This window comes from Limnohabitans sp., assembly GCF_017848645.1.
Classification (GTDB): Bacteria; Pseudomonadota; Gammaproteobacteria; order Burkholderiales; family Burkholderiaceae_C; genus Limnohabitans_A.
On record NZ_JAFEIF010000017.1, the window covers coordinates 1 to 19239 of the forward strand.

Sequence of the window (19239 nt, forward strand, 5' to 3'; positions counted from 1 at the left end):
GTGGGAGAGTCCGGGAATGGGGGTGGCCCCGGCTTGGTGGGCGCGGGGTTTGCGCGGCTGGCCCAGCAAGATGCGGTCGTGCCAGCGGGCAGGCAGCAGCGACAAAGCCTGCGACAGCCAGCCGATGCGGCGCGGCAACACAATGTGCTCTCGGCCTTGCGCCACGCCGCGCAGCAGGTCACGCGCCGCTTCGTCGGGCCCCAGCAGGCCGGGCATGGCAAAGGTGTTGCCTGCCGTGAGCGCGGTGCGCAAATAACCGGGGCTGATGGTGTGCACCGTGAGCCGGGTGGGCCGCAGCTCGGCCCGCAGGCTTTGCAGGTAGGCGATCAGCCCGGCTTTGCTGGCGCAATAAGCCCCGTTGCCCGGCATGCCGCGCCAGCCCGCCACACTGGCCACGCCGACCAAAGCGCCCCTTTGGCCGCTGTCTTGCATCGCGCTCAAAAAGGGTTGAAACGTGGTGGCCACGCCCAGCAGGTTGATCTCCAGCATGCGGCGCATGACCGCCAGATCGACCGGGTCTGAAGTCTCAAACCCACCGGCTACACCCGCGTTGGCAATCACCAGATCGGGCACGCCCCAGTGCTGCAAACAGTCGGCGGCCATGGCTTGCATGGCCTGCGCATCGGAAACGTCCGGGGTGAAGATGCGGCAGCGCTCGGGGGCCAAGTCGGCCAAGGCTTGCATGGCCGGAAGGTTCAGTCCCCCCAGAACGACCTGCGCACCCGAGTCCAACAGCTGCCTCGCCAAGGCTTGGCCTAAGCCTCCGCAGGCTCCAGTGATGACGGCGCGCTGGAACGTGGGCATCGTGATCAAACCCCCAGATGCTGCTCCAGCACGCTCGGGTCATCCAGCAGGATTTGCGAAGAGCCTTCGAACACCACCTGACCTTTGACCAGGATGATGTTGCGGTCGGTGATCTGGGTGACGTGTTTCCAGTTCTTGTCGACGATGATGGAGCTGATGCCACTCTCCTTGATGAGGCTGCAGATGCGCCAGATGTCGCGGGCGATCAGCGGAGCCAGGCCTTCGGTGGCTTCGTCGAGGATGAGCACGTCAGGGTTGGTCATGAGCGCCCGGCCGATGGTGAGCATTTGCTGCTCGCCGCCCGACAGTTGCTGGCCGCCGTGGCCCAGGCGTTCTTTGAGGCGCGGGAAGGTCTCGAGCACGCGTTCGTACGTCCAGTCGCGTTGCCCGTTGGTGCCAGGCCGGGCGGCCATTTGCAGGTTTTCCACCACACTCAGGTTGCCGAAAATACCCCGGCCCTCGGGCACGTAGGCGATGCCCAGTTGCGCCACTTCAAAGGTGGGGCGGCCGTTCATGCGTTGGCCCTTGATGTCCACCGTGCCCGTGCGTGGCGGCACGATGCCCATCAGGGTTTTGAGCAGGGTGCTTTTGCCCATGCCGTTGCGGCCCATGAGGCCAATCGTCTCGCCACGGCCCACAGAAAAGTTCACGCCACGCAGGATGTGGCTCGCGCCGTAATAGGTGTTCAGGTCTTGGGCCTGGATCAACAAATCGCTCATCTCAATGTTCCTCGCCCACTTCTTCGCCCAAGTAGGCGGCCTGCACACCCGCATCGGCCCGCACTGCCACAGGCGTGTCGCTCGCAATCACTTGCCCGTTGACCATCACCGTGAGGTGGTCGGCCAGCGTGAACACGGCGTCCATGTCGTGCTCCACCAGCAAAATCGCGTGTTCTGTTTTGAGGCGCAGCAGCAGCTGCACCATGCGCTCGGCCTCGGCCTGGCCCATGCCCGCCAGCGGCTCGTCGAGCAGCAGCACGCGGGGTTCGGTGGCCAGGGTCATGGCGATTTCGAGCTGGCGTTGCTCGCCGTGGCTGGTGGCCCCGGCTTGGGCGTGGCGGCGGTCTTGCAGCCCGGCCAGTTCCATGGCGCGCTCGGCCCGCTCGTTCACAGCATGCATGCGCGACGCTGCCTTCAACCAGCCCAATGGGTTGAAAGGCGAGGGCTGCACACGCGATTGGGCGGCCAGGCGCACGTTGTCCCACACGGTGAAGGTGCTGAAGATGTTGGTTTTTTGGTAGCTGCGGCCCAAGCCGTGGCGCGAGATTTTCTCGGGGGTCCAGCCGGTGATGGGGTGCTCGCCCAAAGTGATGCTGCCGCTGGTGGGTGGCAGGTCGCCCGAGAGCAGGTTGGTCAGCGTGGACTTGCCCGCGCCGTTGGGGCCAATCACCGCGTGGATGTGGCCGAGCCACAAATCCAGCGAAACCTCATTCACAGCCGCCAAGCCGCCAAAGCGTTTGGTCAAGCCACGGGCGGACAACAAGACTTGGCGATCAGTCATGACCCGCCCCCTTGGCTGTTTTGCTGCCGAAAGTCCGGTTGACCAGGCCCAAAATGCCCTTAGGGGCAAAGATGATCAGCGCCACGATGAACAGGCCCATCCACATCTGCCAGTGTTTGCCGGTTTTGAAGCCGCCCACATCTGGCAGGTCTTTGAACAGGTGCAGCAGATATTCAAAGCTGAAGGCGCCCACAATGGCCCCCGCAAAATTGCCCATGCCGCCCAAAATCACCATCATGATGGCGTGTGCACTGAGGTGAAAGCCCATGAGTTCGGGGTTCACAAAACCGGTTTGCGCCGCGAACAAATAACCCGCCAAACCTGCCAAGGCACCCGCCAGCGTGAAAGCCGCCAGCTTGTGGCTGAAGGTGTTGAAGCCCAGCGCCCGCATGCGGTGCTCGTTCACGCGGATGCCCGACAGCGCCCGGCCAAAGGGGCTCCAGAGCAGGCGGCGCAAGAACACATACACCGCCAGCAAACAGCCCAGCGTGAAGTAATAAAACACCCGCTTGTTTTCCAGATCGATGACGCCCGCATCAGGGCGGAAGTTCAGGAACAAACCATCCGAGCCGCCCAGCGCCTTGTTGTCAAAGAAGATGTAGAAAATCATCTGCGCAAAGGCCATGGTCACCATGATGAAGTAGATGCCGTGGGTGCGCACCACCAAAAAGCCAATGACCAAAGCCGCCAATGCTGAGCCGCCCACCGCTAAGGGCAAGCTGGTGTACAAACTGATCGGCTCGTTTTGCGGCGTCACAAAAGCCAGCACATAACCGGCCAGGCCAAAGTAAGCCGCATGGCCCAGCGAGACCAGGCCCGTGACGCCTTGGAGCAAATCCAGGCTCATGGCCAGGATGGCCAGGATCATCATGCGCACGACCATGGCCGTGTAGAAGTCGGAGCCGACAAAGGGGAAGGCGGCGAGCGCCAAAAAGCCCAGCACCATCACCAGCTGGATGCTGCGCGGCAGGGTTTCGAGGTGAATTTGGGGCGTGCTCATGTCGTTGTCATTTTCATTGCTTGAACAGGCCTTCGGGTTTGTACAGCAGCACAGCGGCCATCAGCACATACACCAGCATGCCCGAGGCCTGGGGCAGCAGCACCTTGCCAAAGGTGTCGACCAGGCCCACCAGCAGGGCGGCGATCAAGGCACCGCGTACCGAACCGATGCCGCCAATGACCACCACCACAAAGCACATGATCAAGACCTGTGAGCCCATGTTGGGGTAGACGCTCGATACAGGCGCGGCGATCATGCCCGCAATGGACGCCAGACCAATGCCCAAAGCGAACACCACCGAGTGGATCAACTTGATGTTCACACCCAGCGATTCGGTCATCTCGCGGTTGAAAGCCCCCGCACGGATCTTCATGCCCAAACGGGTTTTGGAAATCAGCAAATACAAACCCAAAGCCAGCACCAGGCACACGCCCGACATGAACAGGCGGTACACCGGATAAGACAGGTTTTCGGTGAGGGGAATGGACGCGGCCAGCAACTCGGGCACGGGCAGGCCGTGGACATCGTCACCCCAAATCATGGAGCGCAGCTCTTCAAACACGTAAATCAGGCCAAACGTGAGCAGCACTTGGTCCAAGTGGTCGCGGTGGTAGAAGTGGCGAAACAGCAAGCGCTCAATCAATAAGCCAAAGGCCACCGACAAAGCCGTGCCCACAATGATGGCCAGCGTGAAGCTGCCCAGCTGCGCGGCCAAGGACCACGCCAAGTAAGCCCCCAGCATGTAAAAGCTGCCATGCGCTAAATTCACCACGCCCATGATGCCGAAGATCAGCGTCAGGCCCGCAGCCAGCATGAACAACAGCAGCCCGTACTGGACGCTGTTGAGCAGCTGGATCAAAAAATTCACGAAGTCCATGGCGTTTTACGTCGGTCGTTGAGCGTTAAAGGTTAAGCGTTGTGCGTTTTGAAAGGAGAAGGTGCTGGTGAGCTCCGATCAACGCAGAACGGGCATGCTCAGCACAAAAAAGGCGGACCGAAATCCGCCGTGGTACCGCTGGCATGGCCGAAGCCAGGGGCGAACCCCTGATCTGGCACCCGCCCCTTACATGCGGCAACCCGCGCCGGAATCGGCCAAGGCTTTGGCCGCGATGCCAATCACCTTGTTCTCTTTGTTGGAGACTTCGCGCAGGTAAATGTCCTGCACGGGGTTGTGCGACTTGCTCATGGTCCATTTGCCGCGTGGGCTGTCGATCACGGCCACTTCCATGGCCTTGATCATGTTGGCCTTTTGGCTCACATCGCCCTTGACCGCGTTGGCGCCTTGCACCAGCAGCAAGCCCGTGTCGTAGCCTTGCACGGCATACACGTCGGGCTGCATCTTGAAAGTCTTGGCGTAGTTCAGACGGAAGTCCTTGTTGCGCTTGGTCTCGATGCCGTCACCGTAGTGCAGCGCTGTCAAGACGCCGTCGGCCGCGGGGCCTGCAGCGTCCAGCACGCCTTCGGTCAAGAAGCCCGAGCCATACAGCGGGATCTTGCCCTTGAGGCCCGCAGCAGCGTAGTCGCGCAGGAACTTGGCCGCGCCGCCGCCTGCAAAGAAGCAAGCCACAGCGTCGGGCTTGAGCGCGGCGATTTCGGTCAGCAGCGCCTGGAACTCGACGTTGGGGAAGGGCAGGCCCAGTTCCTTGATGATGGTGCCACCCGCTTTGGTGTAGCTCTCTTTGAAGCCCTCGAAGGCTTCGTCGCCAGCGGCGTATTTCCAGGTGATCCAGACCGCCTTTTTGTGGCCGCGCTTGACCATGGCCTCGCCCAGCGCCATGGTGGGCTGGCTGTTAGAAAAGCTGGTGCGGAACACGTTGGGAGCGCACTGGGCGCGGGTGGCGATGTGCACGCCTGCGTTGGGGATCAGGTTGATGACGCCGCTTTCGCGGGCCACGCGGTGGATGCCCATTTGCACGCCGGAGTGCACGGTGCCGATCAGCACATCGACCTTGTCGCGCTGCACCAGTTTGTTGGCGTTTTCGATGGCTTTGGACGGCTCGGACTCGTCGTCCACCTTGAACCACTCGATCTCACGGCCGCCGAGCTTGCCGCCTTGTTCGTTGATGGCCATGCGCACGCCGTTTTCAATGGCCACGCCCAATTGGGCAAAGGTGCCGGTGTAGGGCAGCATGAAACCCACGCGGATTTTGCCGCTTTGGGCCAGGGCGCTTTGGGGGACCAGCAGGCCGGACGAGGTGGCACCCAGCAGGGCTGCGCCTTGCGTCAGGATTTGGCGGCGTGAAGAAGTGGGGTTCATTGTTGTCTCCATACAGGGAAATGAAACTCAGGACCGGCAGCCAAGAGCCATCCGGGCAAGATAATCATTATGGGTCATTTATCCGCCCCGATGGCCGCAGCCGTATCCGAGAAAACCCGCACATCCGGACGCGACCCAGACTGAATTTGGGCCAGTGTCGACAAGCAGATCGGCACCTTCAAAGCTCAAGGTGTGCACTGGTTGGTGGTGGTTTTCTCGCCCACATGCCGTACGCAAAAGTATCGGATCTCAGGCGACTGAAACTCTTTGATCGAGCGCACCATGGAGGGGTTGGGCATCTCGGGGGCCATCACCCGTTCTTGCGACAGGGCCCACAAGCCTTTGTCGCTGCTGACGCCGCCGTTCCAGTTGCCCAGTTCACTCAGGTAGATGTACTCCCCCACGGTGGGCAGTCTGGCTTGCATGCATTCGCAGGCGTATTGGGCCTTGCGGGGCGAGTTGGTCAGGCCCAGCACGTTGCCCGGCGCACCCAACAGCTCCAGGGTTTTACCCAAGTGCGTGACTTGGCTCGGAAAGTGCGTTTTCTGAAACTGGCTGAACACCTGGTAGGCGATCTGCCCCATCACCGACTCCGGCATGCCCCGCGCTTGGTAGTTGTAGGTCTGTCCAGGTTGGGTTTCGAGGTGCAAGGTCACCAGCACATCGCCTTTGCAACCTGGGCTGAACGAATACGTGCCCCAGGCCACACCGGTCAAACCCCTCAGCTGATTGGCTTCCAGGCTGCCCTGTCGTTGCTGGGAGCGCAGCACCCGCACCAGGTCGTTGAGCGCGGTGGGGTTGAAGAAACTCACTTTGCGCACTTGGGGGTGGTGCTGTTCATACACCCGGTCCAGCGCGGCCTTGAAGCTGCCTTCGAGCAAGACGTCCATGCCAAAGCCGCTGGTGGCCCGCTGTCGTCCTTGGTCGATCAGGCTGTCCAGGGTCTGCAGCAACTCAGGGGCCTGTTGGGGCTCGGCTCCGGCGCGGATCAAGTCGCCCAAAAGCCTGGCCATGTCACTCGATTGTTGGACGCGGGTGCGGCCATAGGCGTCCTGGTATTGGCACAGGTCCTGGCCGCGCACAAAGGGAATGGTGGGCCACAAGGCCAATTGGGCGGCGCTGTGGGTTTGATCGGCCAAGGCCTGTCCGCCCAAGAGCATTTCGCAAAAAACCAAACCCACGATGCGCAGCCGAAGCGGCCGCCCGGCCATGAAATTCATGAAGGATTTGAGGATGTCCAAGGCATTTTTTCCGTATGCAAGTGCGCCCTGAATGCAGATTTATCGGGGTCCATCCAGAAGGCTGAACTCGTTTTTTCAACCCATCATAGTCAAAGAAACCTTGGTTTCTCCTGACGCAGCGCAGGGTGTGCCACTCAAGACCCCATGTTCAGGATGAACTGGCGCACGCCCAACTCGTCCATTTGCCTTTGCTCGTAGCGCTTGGCGTCTTGCGCCACGGCTTTGGCGTCTTGCTCGGCCAGCGACTGCATCTTGTGCAGCTCGATTTCGGCTTGCAGCCTTTTTTGGCGCATCTGGGCCAAGGTGGTTTGGGCTTTGCCCAGGTCCACCACCACGCGTTGCTGCAGGTTCAGCAACTGGGCCATGAACTGGCGGTGGTTCATGCTCGCTTGCATGCCCATCACGGGCGCTTGGCTGGTGTGCTCCTGCAGGCGGTATTCGTCGTACAGCTTGCACAGGCGCTGGTGGCTGGCTTCGAGCTGGTCGACCCGGGCCAGGGCCTGGACAATGTCGTTTTGCGCATCGTTGACCGCATCTTGCGCTTTGCGCACCAGCACGGGCCAGCAGTTTCGGGCTTGTCGCATGGTTTTCTCCTTGGGGGTCTCAGGCGCTCATCAAGGCCTGGACTTCGCGGCGCGTGCTCGCGGCGTCCTGGCTGGTGTGCATGTCTTGCTGTAAAAAATGTTCCATCGATGTGCGCAGCCGAATCGCCTGGTCCAGGTCCGGGTTGCTGCCCGCCTCGTACGCGCCCACTTGGATCAAATCCTGGTTTTGCTGGTACAGCGACCACAGACGCCGAAAGCGGTTGGCCAGTTTCTGGTCTTCGGGCGAGAGCAGGTTTTGCATCACCCGCGAGACCGAGCCATTGAGGTCAATGGCCGGGTAGTGCGCCGCATCGGCGAGCTTGCGCGACAGCATGACCTGGCCATCGAGCGAGGCGCGGGCGATGTCCACGATCGGGTCGTTGGCGTCGTCGCCCTCGGCCAGCACGGTGTAGATGGCGGTGATCGAGCCCACGCCGTGGCGGCCCACGCCTGCGCGCTCGATCAGGTTGGGCAGCAGCGCAAACACCGAGGGCGGGTAGCCTTTGGCGGTGGGCGGCTCGCCCACAGCCAGGCCAATTTCGCGCTGCGCGTGGGCCACTCGCGTGAGGCTGTCCACCAGCATCAACACATTCTTGCCCTGGTCCCGAAAGTATTCCGCGATCACATGCGTCAGGTGCGTGGCCTTGAGGCGCAGCACGGGTGACTCGTTGGCAGGCGCGGCCACCAGTACCGACTTGGCCAGGCCCACAGGCCCGAGCGACTCTTCAATGAAGGCCTGCACCTCGCGCCCGCGCTCGCCGATCAGGCCAATCACCACCACGTCGGCTTCGGTGAAGCGCGTCATCATGCCCAGCAGCACGCTCTTGCCCACACCTGAGCCGGCCACCAGCCCCAGGCGCTGGCCCCGGCCAATGGTCAGCATGCCGTTGATGGCCTTGACGCCCACGTCCAGCACTTCCTTGATGGGGCCGCGCTCCATGGGGTTGATGGGCCGACCCTGCAGGCTCAGCACATCGCGGCACTCGGGCGGCGGTTTGCCGTCCAGCGGCTGGCCACGCCCGTCGATGATGCGGCCCAGCAAATCGGGGCCCAAGCACACCTGCGAGGTGTGGCTGAGCACGCGCACCTGCGCGCCCGGGCCAATGCCTTGCGGCTCGGTGAAGGGCAGCAAAAACAGCGTCTCATCGTTGAAGCCCACCACCTCGGCCTCGACCCGGTGGCCCATCTGGCCCACGATTTCGCAGCACGCGCCCAGTGGGGCCATCAGGCCACGTGTTTCCAGCCGCATGCCCACCAGCCGCACCAAGGTGCCGCTGCGCTGGGGATCGGGGGCATGCAGGCCGCCGATCAGCTGGTTGACTTCTTGCTCGAAATTCATGCCGGCCCGTTCTCGTCTGGGTTGTTCATGTCCGTGCTGTTCATGTCGGAGGTCTTCACATCGGTGTCTTGCACGTCAATCACCTGCCGGTCCCAGTCCCGCTTGGGTGTGCTCTCGGGCATGGCGTCGACTTTGTCCTGTACCAGGATGGAGCTTTGCATCCAGGCCTCTGGCTGGGGCAGCAAGCGACGCGCCAGCGGCTCCAGGCGGTGCTCGATGAGGTCTTGCACCACGCTGTCTTGCACGCGCACGCGCACGCTGCCCGGGCGCAGTTGGGGGTCGGCTTCCAGGTCCAGGTGGGCCGTAACGGCCTCGCCCATGGCCTGCAGGCGCTTCATGTCTTGCGGATTCAGGCTGACCTTGACCGGTTGTGCCGGGTGGTCCAGTTGCTGGATGCACGACTGGATCAGGCCCTCAACGGCCTGACCAGAAATTTGCAGCTCGGCGCGCACCAGCTGTTCGGCCAGGTGCAAGGACAAGCGTTTGAGTGGTTCAAAAAAGCGCTGTGGGTCCTGGCTGATGCTGCGCAGCTCGATACCCAGGTGGCGGATGAGTTCGCGCTCTTTGACCCGTTCGGCTTCCAGCTCGGCGTGCAGGTGCGCCATGCCTTGCTGAACACCGCGCTGAAAAGCCTCGTCCAGCAAGGCCGCCAGCGCCGCTTCAGAGACGGTGGTGTTTTCGGTGGGTGGCGCATTCAAGGCAGGTGCGTCTGCCGCTTCTGGCTGCGTCAGGTCTTCGTCCATGGCCTCGCCCACATTCACAGGTGCGGGCGTGGTCAGGGCTTCGGTCGGCTCGGTGCGATCGGCCACGCGCCAGGGGCCAAACGAGCGCACTTTGGCTTCGTCCCATTGTGTACGCAGGAAACTGGAGGCTTGGCTTTTCCCGTTGAGCAAAGGGTTGGGGCTCCAGGGGGCGGCTTGGGGTTTCAGATCAGACAAAACCATCTCCACCGCCAGCCAGGACCAGCTCACCCGCATCCGAGAGTTTGCGGGCCAGGCGCATGACGTTCTTTTGTGCCTCTTCCACTTCAGTGATGCGCAAGGGGCCTTTGCTTTCCATGTCGTCCACAAACATGACGCGGGCGCGGGCCGACATGTTGTCGAGGAACTTGTCCTTGACGTAGTCTGGCGCGCCTTTGAGCGCCACCATCAACAGGTCCGGCTCGGCTGTGCGCATGATGGCCTGGATGCCCCGGTTGTCAACACCCACCAGATTTTCAAAGGTGAACATGTTGTCCTGGATTTTTTGCATCAGATCCGAGTCGATCACGGACAGGCCGGACATGATGGCCGATTCGAGTTCCACCTTGACCGAGTTCATGATTTGGGCAGCAGCTTTCACGCCGCCGAAGCTGGAGGATTTGGACGATGAGTTGGTGGCGAACTGTTTCATCATGATTTGCTCCAGCTCTTCCATGGCCGAAGGTTGCACCGTGTCCAGGCTGGCAATACGCTGAATGATTTCCGGGCGCGCTTCTGCGGGCAGGAAATTCAGCACATCCGCGGCCACCGTGTGTTCGAGCACCGACAAGATGATGGCGACCACCTGGGGGTGCTCACCCCGGATCATTTCTGCAATGGAGCGGGCATCCATCCACTTGAGAATTTCCAGCCCCTTGCTGCCCTGACCCGGCATGATGCGGCTGAGCACCGAAGATGCCTTGTCGTCACCCAAAGCGCGTTTGAGCACTTTTTCGACATAGTCGCCTGTGCCCAGGCCCAGGCTGGTTTGTTTCTTGAGGGTGGCCACGAATTCGTCGAGCACGATGTTCACCGCCTCTTGCGACAAATCTGCGACCGACACCATGGCGCCGCCCAGTGACTGCACCTCTTTGGGGTTCAAGAAGCGGATGATTTCGGCTGCTTGCTGCTCCCCTAGCAACAGCATCAGCACGGCTGCGCGCTGCGAACCCGTCAGGGCGTCCAGCTCTTGCTGCAGCTCCTCGGTCATCACAATCGGCGCATCGCCCAAAGCCGATGCCACTTCCTTGACTTCCTTGCCTTTGGCGTCCTTGCCTTTGGCGTCTTTGTCGGTGTCTTTTTTCGTAGCCATTTTTGTTGTTCCTTGAGTCGGTCAAGAGACCTTGATCATGCCTTTGAGCACGTTGGCCACACGGCCCGAGTCTTCGGCCACCAGCATGCGGATGAGGGCCACTTTGTCGTCGTAGGTGTTGGCCGTGTCCAGCATGTCGATGCTGATGCTCGACTTCTTGGGCTTGAGTTTGGCCTTGATCTCTTCCAAGCTCTCGCCTTCGCCAATCTGAATCATCCGCATGTCTTCGGCACTGAGCTCGCCGTCCGCCATGGCGGCTTTGGCTTTTTCTTCTTCAGCCTGGGCCTTGGCCACGGTGATGTTGCGCATGATGGGGCGCACCACAATCAGCATGAACACGATGAAACTGATGGCGATCAGAGCGCTGGTCAGACCTGACTGTACGGTGTTCTCAAGGTACCAGGGCATGGTCTCCAGTGGTGCTGGGGCCTCAAAACGGGCAGGAACCACCGAGACGTTGTCGCCCCGTGCCTGGTCAAAGCCCACCACGCCGCGCACCACCTGTTGCATTTGCTCCAGCTCTTGCGGTGTGTAGGGCAGGCTCTTGGGGGCTTTGGGGTCGACAGCCGCGCCATCAGCCGGAGGCGGCGCTGGGCGCTCGTTCACGATCACAGCCACGCTGACCTTCTTGATGCCGCCGCTGGCGCTGCGCACGTGACGCACTGTCCGGTCGAGCTCGAAGTTGCGCGTCGAGCGGCTGCTGAGCGTGTTGTTCGATTCGGCCTGCCCTTTGGTCGGGTCCACTTGGGTGTTGTTGCTGGTGGTGGGGGCGGGTGGCGGCGAGTTGGCCAGCGAGCCCGGTATGCCCTCGGCGGCACGGACGGCGGCGCGGTCTTCGGCCAGCACTTCGGATCGGGTGCGTGGACCTTTGTCGCGGTTGTCAAAGTCTTCGGTGGTGCTCTCGGACTGTGTGAAATCCAGCGACAGGTTCACCTGCGAGCGCACATTGGCCTCGCCCACCATGGGCGATAGGATCTGCATGATGCGGTTGCGCAGCACTTCTTCCATTTGTTGCTTGTGCTGCTCCTGGGCCGAGGTCAGGCCCAGCTTTTGTTCGGTGGCCGACTCGGTCATCAGCTTGCCCACGTTGTCCACCACGGTGACGTGGTCGGGCGTGAGGTAGGGTACGCTGGAAGACACGAGGTGCACGATGGCCTGCACTTGAGACGCCGACACGGCGCGGCCAGGGTAGGGGGCCAGCACCACCGAAGCTTTGGGTGGGGTGCGGTCACGCACGAAGACACTTTGCTTGGGTGTGGCCAAGTGCACACGGGCACTTTGCACACTGCCAATTTGCATGATGCTGCGCGCCAGCTCCTGCTCCATGGCGGCATTCACTTTGACTTGTTCCATGAATTGGCTGGTCGTCATGGCCGATTGGTCTTTCAGACCCTCCAGCCCCGTGGCGCCTGCCTTGGGTAAACCTTTTGAGGCCAGAAAAATTCGCGCTTCATGGAAGCGGTCGCTGGGCACCGTGAGCTGGCCTGTGGTCGGATCGATCTTGGGTTTGAAGTCCGAGGTTTTGAGCGATTCGTAGGCCGCTTGTTGGTCGGCCTCTTGCAAGCCGGGTATCACAGGGCGGTAAGGCGTCGTTGTCATCCAGGCATAAGTCAAACCAAACAGGACCATCACGGCCAGCATCATGATCAGTGGCAAAACCCGGCGCACCGAGGGCTGGTTGAGCACTTTGGTAAAAGTGTCGGCCATGCCCAGTGTTTGCCAAGGGCTCAAGCCAGTGCCGGGCGCGGTAGCGCCTTCACCACCGGGGGCGGTGGTCAGGGCCATGCTGCCATTGGGCGCAGGAGCAGGTGCCGAGACGGCCCCTGAATTGGCGGGGACGGTCATCATGCCGTTGTTCATTGTTGCGGTCGCTGTAGCCATGGTGTGTTCTCTTTATGTCGTTCAGACCGGCATGTTCAAAATATCTTCATAGGCCTTGAGCACCTTGTTGCGCACCTGCAAGGTTGCTTCAAAGGCCAAAGAGGATTTCTGCATCCCCAGCACCACATCGGTCAGGGCCACGTTCTCTCCCCGGTCAAAAGCCGCACGCATCTCGGACGATTGCACCTGCACCTGGTTGACCTGGCTGAGGGCGCCTGAGACGAACTCGCCAAAGTTGCTCTTGCCGACTTCGGGCGTCAGTCCTTTGAGTTGCTCTGCGCCGGGCAGGCCCGAGGCCTGGGCCTGGTGGCTGCGCAAGGTTTGCAGCATCGACTGGATGTTGGCGGGAGAAATGGCTTTGTCAATCATGGAAGTCTCCTTCAGCAGGCCGATGCCATGGCCAGGCCGTGCTCACGCAACTGGGCCATCTTGTAGCGCAGCGTGCGCGGGCTGATGCCCAGGCGTTTGGCGGCTTCGGTTTTGCTGGGGGTGCTGGCCAGTGTGGCCATGATCACTTGGTGCTCGTTCAGGCGCGCTGCGCTTTGCAGATCGGCTGGGGCTGCGGGCAGGGGCGCCTCAGGCTGCTGCGCTGTGGTGGCAGGTGTCCAAGTGGGCAGGGCCTCTGTAGATGATGAACTGGCCCAAGTATTCAGGCCAACCGGGCTCAGGTCATTTGGGACGTGGGCGTTTTGCTCTGCGCTGAAGGCGGCCGGCACAGCCTGGCTCAACCAGTCGTCAAACATCAGATGTGCGGGCGTGACATGGTGGTCGGTGCACAGCACCATGGCGCGGCGCATCACGTTTTCCAGCTCGCGCACATTGCCCGGCCAGGGGTATTGCAGCAGCAGGGCCTGTGCTTGCGGGTGCAAGCGCCAGACCTGGCTGTCGTGCTGGCTCAGGCATTGCATGGCCAAGGGGATGATGTCGCCCGGGCGCTCGCACAAAGGCAGCAAACGCATGCGGAAAGTGGCAATGCGGTAGTACAGGTCTTCACGGAACTCGCGCTCCGCGATGGCCAGCTTCAAGTCTTTGTTGGTCGCGGCCACGATGCGCACGTTCAGCTGGATCACGCTTTGGCCACCCAGGCGGGTGAGTTGGCGCTCTTGCAGCACGCGCAGCAGCTTGCTTTGCAGGTGCATGGGCATCTCGCCAATCTCGTCCAGAAACAGGGTGCCGCCTTGGGCTTGTTCAAACAAACCTTTTTGGTCGCGGTGTGCGCCGGTGAAGGCGCCCTTGTCGTGGCCAAACAGCATGTCTTCGATCAGGTTTTCCGGCATGGCCGCGCAGTTCAGGGCCACAAAGGGGCCGCGTGCACGGGCCGAGGCCTCGTGCAGCACACGGGCCATCACTTCTTTGCCTGAGCCGGTGGGGCCCACCAGCAAAGCGGTCACGTCGGCTTGGGCCACTTTTTTGGCCAGGGCCAGCAGGTGTTGGCTGGCGGGGTCCACAAAGACCACGTTGCGTGTGGGTTGGGTGCTGGTGCGGGCGGCGTGGGGGTTGAGCAGGCTGTGCAGACGCATCCAGCTGGCGCTGCGCGCATCACAGTCGGCCAACACGGCCAAGGCGCCCGCCTGGCTCGCTTCCACGGCCAGCTCCAGCTCTTGGCGCTCGACCCGTGCCACCACAGGGGTGTTCAGACCGGCTTCTTGCAGGAGTTGCTGAACCGCCTTCAAACGGGTCACATCCACGCTCAGGTGCAAAACCACCACGGCCGCATCGGCCGCGTGCGACACCAGGGTGTCGAGGGTATGCACCGGCATCAGTGCCCAGCCGCTGGCGTGCAGGGCTTGGCTGTGCTCGGGGCTCAGCGGTTTTTCGGGGTCCAGCCAAAGGGCCAGAGGGGCAGATGCAGGAGTTGGCTTCACGGTGTGGCCTCACATTCAGATGGAACATGTAAAGCAACCCTTGTGCCAGCATAAAAATCCCTTGAAAGTGAATTTAAAAATAAAAAAAGAGTACTTTTTAACTTTTAAATTCAAGCCAAAAGCTTGACACGTCCAGACGAAAGATTGACAGAGTTGCCTGGCCGGGGATTTGTGGTGGTGCAAGGGTTTGCAGCCCTTGCAGCCCTAGCAGCCCTAGCAGCCCTTGCAGATCTTCCTGGCGCTTGGGCAAGAGGTAGAGCCGGCGGGTGTTGCGCAGCCAGGTCGGCGGCAAAGAAATGCAGTCGCCCCAACGAGCCCACCCATGCGCGAGCTCAAGAGTTTGATGCAGGGGTGGCGATGGTCTTGGCTTCAAAAGATCTGCAAAACTGGCCATCGACCCGCAGCACTTCGAGTGAAGGCAGCATCTTGGTCTGAAAGCCCATAGCGCGGCAGACATAGGGCGTGGCCGGGACGTAGCTCACACCAAAAAATCGGCATTGCCAGCAGTTGGGGCCCCGTGAGGGTGCCGCCGAGGGCGTGGGATGGGGGGGCAAGGCAGGCAAGGAGAGTCCCGTTTTTGTTGTGGTTGCTCGGCGCTCAGTCGCGCAATAAATCCAGCACGGTGGCCAGGTCCAGATTGGCTTGAGCCATCACGGCCCGCTGTGGCGCGGCGGCCAAGCCCTGGGCCGACAGCTGGCTGTTGGCTTTGGCGCACATGGCCGCCCAAAACTGGCGGGTGGCTTCGGGCGTGTGGTGGGCAGTCGGGGTCATGGTTTCTCCGGTCGGGGGCAGTTGGGTGAGGTGTTGCTTTGCAAAGGCTCGCTAGGGTTGGCGTGGCTTGGCCCTGTCAACAAAATGTCGGCCTTTTGTCAAACGAGCGCTGTGCCAGAGGGATTGCAAAACCTGTGCCAGAAAGCCTGTCAATGGGCGAAAAAAAACCTGCAAACCCATGGGGCTTGCAGGCGTGCGTGGCACGCTGCAGGCTTAGCCTTGCAGGAGCTTCAACACCGATTGCGGCGACTGGTTGGCTTGCGCCAGCATCGCGGTGGCCGCTTGCGAGATGATCTGCGTGCGGGCCAATTCGCTGCTGGCTTTGGCATAGTCGGTGTCCAAGATGCGGCTGCGCGACTCGGAGGTGTTTTGCGACACATTGGCCAGGTTGTCCACGGCGTAAGTCAGGCGGTTCATCACCGCGCCCAAGCCTGCGCGCTCGGTGCTGATGCGGTTCAGAGCCACATCCAGTTCACGCAAGGATTCGTTCGAATCCGTGTTGTTGAGAACGGTCAGAGACTGAATGTTTTTCAGCGCACCCTCATCGACGAGGACATTGGTGGCCTTGGTGGTGAATGCCGTGCCTGCAGTGTCGGCCGTGAATGTCAATGCATTGCTGGAAGCGATAACCGCCGTGCCGCCAAAAGTGGCTCCTGTGGCTGTTGCAAGTTTGGTGGCAATGGTGGCCAGATTGGTGGCATCGTCTGCCCCTGTCAAGTCTGCTTCTGCGACGGTGTAGGTGGCCGTTGCATTGCCAATTTTGACGTTGATCACGTCTCCTGCTTGGTATTTGCCGGTCAATGTCAAAGTTGATTCCTGGCTAACGCCGGGTGCATTGGCTGTTTTTGTATCAAAAACCGCCTGAGCATCGTCGCGGAAGCCCATGTCCGACAAAGTGTGCGTGATGATTTGGCCATCGTTGGCCCCCACCTGGAATTCAAATTTGCCGAAGGTGCCATCGTCATTTTGAACGGTGCCATCCATGATGGGCATGCCGTTCCACTCGGTGTCGTTGGTGATGCGATTCACCTCTGCTTTGAGTTGTTGGAATTCCAAGTCCATGTAACCACGATCGACATCTGTGTAGGTGTCGTTGGACGACTGCACAGCCAACTCGCGCATGCGCTGCAGCATGTTGGTCATCTCGATCATCGCGCCTTCTGTGGTCTGAAGCATCGACACCGCGTCGTTGCCGTTGCGCACGGCCTGGTTCAGGCCCGTGATTTGTGAGGTCATGCGCGAAGAAATCGCCAGACCCGCAGCATCGTCCTTGGCCGAGTTGATGCGTTTGCCGGTGGAAAGCTGCTCCATCGCGCCGGACAGGGCCCGGTTGTTCTTGACCAAGGCGTTTTGCGAAATCAGCGACTTGATGTTGGTGTTGATGACGGACATGGCTGTGTATCTTTAGAAATTGGGTTCAGTGAAAGGGGTGGCGGTCGATGACATCGATCAGTGCACGTGGGCTGATGCAGCCACGGGCACTTGCTCTGAGACCAACTCTTGCAGCGCCAAAAACTCGTCATTCAATGTGGTGTCGGTGGGGTGGGCCAACATGGCCTGGTGGGCCGCTTGCAAAGCCTTGCCAGGCTCGCACTGGCAGCGCAGCACCCGGATCAGGTGACGCCATGTGAAAGGGGTGGCGGCAGCGCCTTGGGTGTCGACCAATTTGCGCAACAGTTCTTCGGCGGTGGTCCAGTCCTGCTGGATTTCGGCGAGTAAGGCGCTGATGGCCAAAATGTCTTCGCTCTCGGGGTACAGACTTTGGCCCGCAGCGGCCAAGGCATTGGCCAGATCAATCCGGTTGGCGGCCACCAGATCGGCCATGGTCTGGCGAATCTCGGCAGCAGAAAACTGCGACACATCGCGCACGCTCAGCATCTGACCAGAAACGGCTTGCGACAGCATGGCTTGGTAAAGGGATGTCATGTTCAGGTCTCCTGGAAAGGGGTGTCAAAATTTCGGTGGCACATGGCCAAAACCGAGGATGAACCCTTTTAAGCAAACCGCGTGCCAGCATTTCTTTAGCTTAAAAACACATTTATTTGCATCAAAACCTGTGGGAATCTAAAAAATTCGGTACTTTTGAACTGCGAACGGTAAAAACTTGTTGTGGAGCTAGACGGAACCGCCTTCCATCTCGGCCCAGCGGCAATGCCTTGCCGACAGGCGGCAATGGCGTCCTGTATCGTGATGGCGGGAAAATGGCGACGACATCCAGACCCTCAGTGGCGGTTGGGTTCTTGAGTTAATTAAATGACCCTGGAACGCCCACCCCTTTGCCCCATAGTGGCCCGATTGGAATCACGCGGCTGGGCCACTGGCGTTTTGCAGAAATGCAGGAGGCCTTTGACTTCACGATGGAGCGGTTTATTTTTTACGGTGGCTACCCCGATGCCGCGCCCCTGGTGCACGACGAGGCGCGCTGGGCCGCCTATGTCAGCGACGCCTTGGTCTAGACCACCATCAGCAAAGACGTGTTGCTCATGGCACCGATGCAAAAGCCGGCCTTGCTGCGCCGCGTGTTTGACTTGACTTGCGTCTAGAGCGGACAAATTTTGAGCTATCAAAAAATGCTGGGCCAACTCGACGACGCGTGCAACACCACAACGCTGGCGAATTACCTGGACTTGCTTGAGGGCGCAGGCAGGGTCTGTGGTCTGCCCAAGTACATGGGGCAGGTGATCTGACAGCGCGCATCGAGCACAAGCTAAAGGTTTTTAACAATGCCTTGATAGGCAGCCATTGGCTTAGCCAGGGTGTGGGTTTGGCGCAAGCACGGCAGCGCCCAGACATTTGGGGCCGCTTGGTCGAAAGCGGCGTGGGCGTGGAGCTGCTGGCGCGGCACCTCACGCACAACAAGCGCCACCCGCACGAGCCAAAGGGATGTCGCAACTGTCGCGCGACACGGGCCTTGGCAGATGGAGCCTCTAGAAGGCCCTGTCAGGACAGGCAACCCCAGCTTGCCCACGATTTCGAAAGTCACAGCTGCACTGGGGATTCAACTGCATGACCAACCAGCTCAAACGGGTTGAACGGTCGGCGCTGGAGAGCGCGGACCTGTCAAAAAGCCCGATACCTCAGCCGCACTGCAATGCCCACAGGCCAATGGATCGCTGCGTGCCTCGCGATGACGGGTCAAACGTCATTGCGAGCTAAGCGCGGCAATCTATGTCGCCCTAAAAATCAAGCCACCTTGAGCGCAGGGCGCACGCCCACATGTTGCAAAGCATTGAACTCTTGCTGCAGCTGTTCATCTTTGGGGTGGGTGGCCAGGCCTTGAGCGGCCACGGTCATGGCGCGGGCATCATCGCCCATGCAGCGCAGCACGCGCACCCACTGGCCCCAAGTCACGGCTTGCGCAGCGTGGCCTTGCAGGGTGATCAACTTCTCAAGCGCAGCGCTGGCGGCGGGCCAGTCTTGGCGCACTTGGGTGACCAAAGCACGGATGACCAGGATGTCTTCGCTCTGTGGAAAGCGTTGCATCGCTTCGTGCGACAACACATCGGCATCGGCCAGCCGGTTTTGGCCGACCAGATCGGCAATGGATTGCCGGATTTTGGCCGGGCTGAGCTCTTGGGTGGCGCTGGCGAGCAGGGCCGAGTAAGACGTTTTGGCCAGAAAGGCGGGGGCGGCGTGCAGCATGAAAGACTCCTTGTGGCCCCCGCAAAGGCAAGAAATTGCCGTTGCAGAGGTTCAAGGAGATAAAGCAAAGCCCATGCCAATCGGTTATCGCCTTGTCAATTCAATCAATAAGGCAAAGAACCGATTTGGTCACTTGTGAAAGCTTGTATCTGACTGGATGTCATGGCATTGATTGTTGCCGAACTCATCGCGCTGAGCTGATCTGAGGTCAAAGCTTTGATGGCGTCCGTGGCCAGGTGGCTGATCTGAGCGGAGCTGATGGCGGCGATGTCATCGGTGGCCATGAGGGCGACTTGGTCGCTG

Annotated in this window: 21 protein-coding genes; 2 read left to right on the forward strand and 19 right to left on the reverse strand. The window is 60.8% G+C overall.

Translation table 11 applies throughout. The features are described 5' to 3' along the window. The 17 genes from QZ190_RS04370 to QZ190_RS04450 all read right to left on the reverse strand — a co-directional run. Window positions 1-804 (reverse strand): SDR family oxidoreductase (locus QZ190_RS04370; protein WP_291913917.1); only part of this gene is annotated, 804 nt, incomplete at its 3' end. A 5-nt stretch (window positions 805-809) separates the two neighbouring features. Then, a complete protein-coding gene (locus QZ190_RS04375; RefSeq protein ID WP_291913919.1) occupies window positions 810-1523 on the reverse strand; it encodes an ABC transporter ATP-binding protein in 714 nt (237 codons plus the stop codon). A gap of 1 nt (window position 1524) precedes the next feature. After that, window positions 1525-2304, reverse strand: coding sequence for an ABC transporter ATP-binding protein (locus QZ190_RS04380; protein WP_291913921.1), 780 nt, complete (start codon window positions 2302-2304; stop codon window positions 1525-1527). Beyond that, on the reverse strand, window positions 2297-3304 hold the full coding sequence (locus QZ190_RS04385) for a branched-chain amino acid ABC transporter permease (RefSeq protein WP_291913923.1): 1008 nt from the start codon (window positions 3302-3304) through the stop codon (window positions 2297-2299). Before QZ190_RS04385 ends, QZ190_RS04380 begins: the two co-directional genes overlap by 8 nt. 13 nt (window positions 3305-3317) lie before the next feature. Then, window positions 3318-4181 carry a branched-chain amino acid ABC transporter permease gene (locus QZ190_RS04390; RefSeq protein ID WP_053174555.1) on the reverse strand — a complete coding sequence of 288 codons (864 nt, stop codon included), beginning with the start codon at window positions 4179-4181 and terminating at the stop codon, window positions 3318-3320. Between the two features lie 186 nt (window positions 4182-4367). Then, window positions 4368-5561, reverse strand: coding sequence for an ABC transporter substrate-binding protein (locus tag QZ190_RS04395; protein ID WP_291913932.1), 1194 nt, complete (start codon window positions 5559-5561; stop codon window positions 4368-4370). Between the two features lie 185 nt (window positions 5562-5746). Then, complete coding sequence (locus tag QZ190_RS04400) at window positions 5747-6802, reverse strand: hypothetical protein (protein WP_291913934.1); 1056 nt, start codon at window positions 6800-6802, stop codon at window positions 5747-5749. A 134-nt stretch (window positions 6803-6936) separates the two neighbouring features. Further along, window positions 6937-7386, reverse strand: coding sequence for a flagellar export protein FliJ (locus QZ190_RS04405; protein WP_291913936.1), 450 nt, complete (start codon window positions 7384-7386; stop codon window positions 6937-6939). A 19-nt stretch (window positions 7387-7405) separates the two neighbouring features. After that, entirely contained in the window at window positions 7406-8725 is a 1320-nt protein-coding gene (locus QZ190_RS04410) for a FliI/YscN family ATPase (protein WP_291913939.1), read from the reverse strand. Next, window positions 8722-9663 carry a FliH/SctL family protein gene (locus QZ190_RS04415; protein WP_291913941.1) on the reverse strand — a complete coding sequence of 314 codons (942 nt, stop codon included), beginning with the start codon at window positions 9661-9663 and terminating at the stop codon, window positions 8722-8724. Before QZ190_RS04415 ends, QZ190_RS04410 begins: the two co-directional genes overlap by 4 nt. Beyond that, the gene (gene fliG / locus QZ190_RS04420; protein ID WP_291913943.1) at window positions 9656-10777 is read right to left on the reverse strand and encodes a flagellar motor switch protein FliG; all 1122 of its coding nucleotides are present in this window, start codon (window positions 10775-10777) and stop codon (window positions 9656-9658) included. The genes QZ190_RS04415 and fliG overlap by 8 nt, the downstream gene beginning before the upstream one ends. 21 nt (window positions 10778-10798) lie before the next feature. Next, window positions 10799-12658: a flagellar basal-body MS-ring/collar protein FliF gene (gene fliF / locus QZ190_RS04425; RefSeq protein ID WP_291913945.1), complete on the reverse strand. Its 1860-nt coding sequence runs from the start codon at window positions 12656-12658 to the stop codon at window positions 10799-10801. Window positions 12659-12679: 21 nt separating this feature from the next. Further along, window positions 12680-13027, reverse strand: coding sequence for a flagellar hook-basal body complex protein FliE (gene fliE, locus QZ190_RS04430; protein WP_291913948.1), 348 nt, complete (start codon window positions 13025-13027; stop codon window positions 12680-12682). Between the two features lie 11 nt (window positions 13028-13038). Further along, window positions 13039-14523, reverse strand: a complete 1485-nt coding sequence (locus QZ190_RS04435) for a sigma-54-dependent Fis family transcriptional regulator (RefSeq protein ID WP_291913950.1) — start codon at window positions 14521-14523, stop codon at window positions 13039-13041. A 597-nt stretch (window positions 14524-15120) separates the two neighbouring features. Then, window positions 15121-15294: a hypothetical protein gene (locus QZ190_RS04440; RefSeq protein WP_291913952.1), complete on the reverse strand. Its 174-nt coding sequence runs from the start codon at window positions 15292-15294 to the stop codon at window positions 15121-15123. 213 nt (window positions 15295-15507) lie between these two features. Beyond that, window positions 15508-16686: a flagellin gene (locus QZ190_RS04445; protein ID WP_291913954.1), complete on the reverse strand. Its 1179-nt coding sequence runs from the start codon at window positions 16684-16686 to the stop codon at window positions 15508-15510. 57 nt (window positions 16687-16743) lie between these two features. Then, a complete protein-coding gene (locus tag QZ190_RS04450) occupies window positions 16744-17220 on the reverse strand; it encodes a hypothetical protein (RefSeq protein ID WP_291913957.1) in 477 nt (158 codons plus the stop codon). A gap of 350 nt (window positions 17221-17570) precedes the next feature. On the opposite strand from QZ190_RS04450, the gene QZ190_RS04455 reads away from it, so the two are divergent. Further along, window positions 17571-17750: a hypothetical protein gene (locus QZ190_RS04455; protein WP_291913960.1), complete on the forward strand. Its 180-nt coding sequence runs from the start codon at window positions 17571-17573 to the stop codon at window positions 17748-17750. A 99-nt stretch (window positions 17751-17849) separates the two neighbouring features. Then, on the forward strand, window positions 17850-17981 hold the full coding sequence (locus QZ190_RS04460; RefSeq protein WP_291913962.1) for a hypothetical protein: 132 nt from the start codon (window positions 17850-17852) through the stop codon (window positions 17979-17981). A 496-nt stretch (window positions 17982-18477) separates the two neighbouring features. On the opposite strand, the gene QZ190_RS04465 is transcribed toward QZ190_RS04460, so the two are convergent. Beyond that, the gene (locus QZ190_RS04465; RefSeq protein ID WP_291913965.1) at window positions 18478-18936 is read right to left on the reverse strand and encodes a hypothetical protein; all 459 of its coding nucleotides are present in this window, start codon (window positions 18934-18936) and stop codon (window positions 18478-18480) included. A 104-nt stretch (window positions 18937-19040) separates the two neighbouring features. After that, on the reverse strand, window positions 19041-19239 hold a 199-nt coding region (locus tag QZ190_RS04470), incomplete at its 5' end, for a hypothetical protein (RefSeq protein WP_291913966.1).

What these genes read in the sequence shown, in the direction of transcription:
- QZ190_RS04375 (WP_291913919.1), bottom strand. Translation starts at nt 1,523, where the DNA reads ATGAGCGATTTGTTGATCCAGGCCCAAGACCTGAACACCTATTACGGC.
- QZ190_RS04380 (WP_291913921.1), bottom strand. Translation starts at nt 2,304, where the DNA reads ATGACTGATCGCCAAGTCTTGTTGTCCGCCCGTGGCTTGACCAAACGC.
- QZ190_RS04385 (WP_291913923.1), bottom strand. Translation starts at nt 3,304, where the DNA reads ATGAGCACGCCCCAAATTCACCTCGAAACCCTGCCGCGCAGCATCCAG.
- QZ190_RS04390 (WP_053174555.1), bottom strand. Translation starts at nt 4,181, where the DNA reads ATGGACTTCGTGAATTTTTTGATCCAGCTGCTCAACAGCGTCCAGTAC.
- QZ190_RS04395 (WP_291913932.1), bottom strand. Translation starts at nt 5,561, where the DNA reads ATGAACCCCACTTCTTCACGCCGCCAAATCCTGACGCAAGGCGCAGCC.
- QZ190_RS04405 (WP_291913936.1), bottom strand. Translation starts at nt 7,386, where the DNA reads ATGCGACAAGCCCGAAACTGCTGGCCCGTGCTGGTGCGCAAAGCGCAA.
- QZ190_RS04410 (WP_291913939.1), bottom strand. Translation starts at nt 8,725, where the DNA reads ATGAATTTCGAGCAAGAAGTCAACCAGCTGATCGGCGGCCTGCATGCC.
- fliG (WP_291913943.1), bottom strand. Translation starts at nt 10,777, where the DNA reads ATGGCTACGAAAAAAGACACCGACAAAGACGCCAAAGGCAAGGACGCC.
- fliF (WP_291913945.1), bottom strand. Translation starts at nt 12,658, where the DNA reads ATGGCTACAGCGACCGCAACAATGAACAACGGCATGATGACCGTCCCC.
- fliE (WP_291913948.1), bottom strand. Translation starts at nt 13,027, where the DNA reads ATGATTGACAAAGCCATTTCTCCCGCCAACATCCAGTCGATGCTGCAA.
- QZ190_RS04440 (WP_291913952.1), bottom strand. Translation starts at nt 15,294, where the DNA reads ATGACCCCGACTGCCCACCACACGCCCGAAGCCACCCGCCAGTTTTGG.
- QZ190_RS04445 (WP_291913954.1), bottom strand. Translation starts at nt 16,686, where the DNA reads ATGTCCGTCATCAACACCAACATCAAGTCGCTGATTTCGCAAAACGCC.
- QZ190_RS04450 (WP_291913957.1), bottom strand. Translation starts at nt 17,220, where the DNA reads ATGACATCCCTTTACCAAGCCATGCTGTCGCAAGCCGTTTCTGGTCAG.
- QZ190_RS04465 (WP_291913965.1), bottom strand. Translation starts at nt 18,936, where the DNA reads ATGCTGCACGCCGCCCCCGCCTTTCTGGCCAAAACGTCTTACTCGGCC.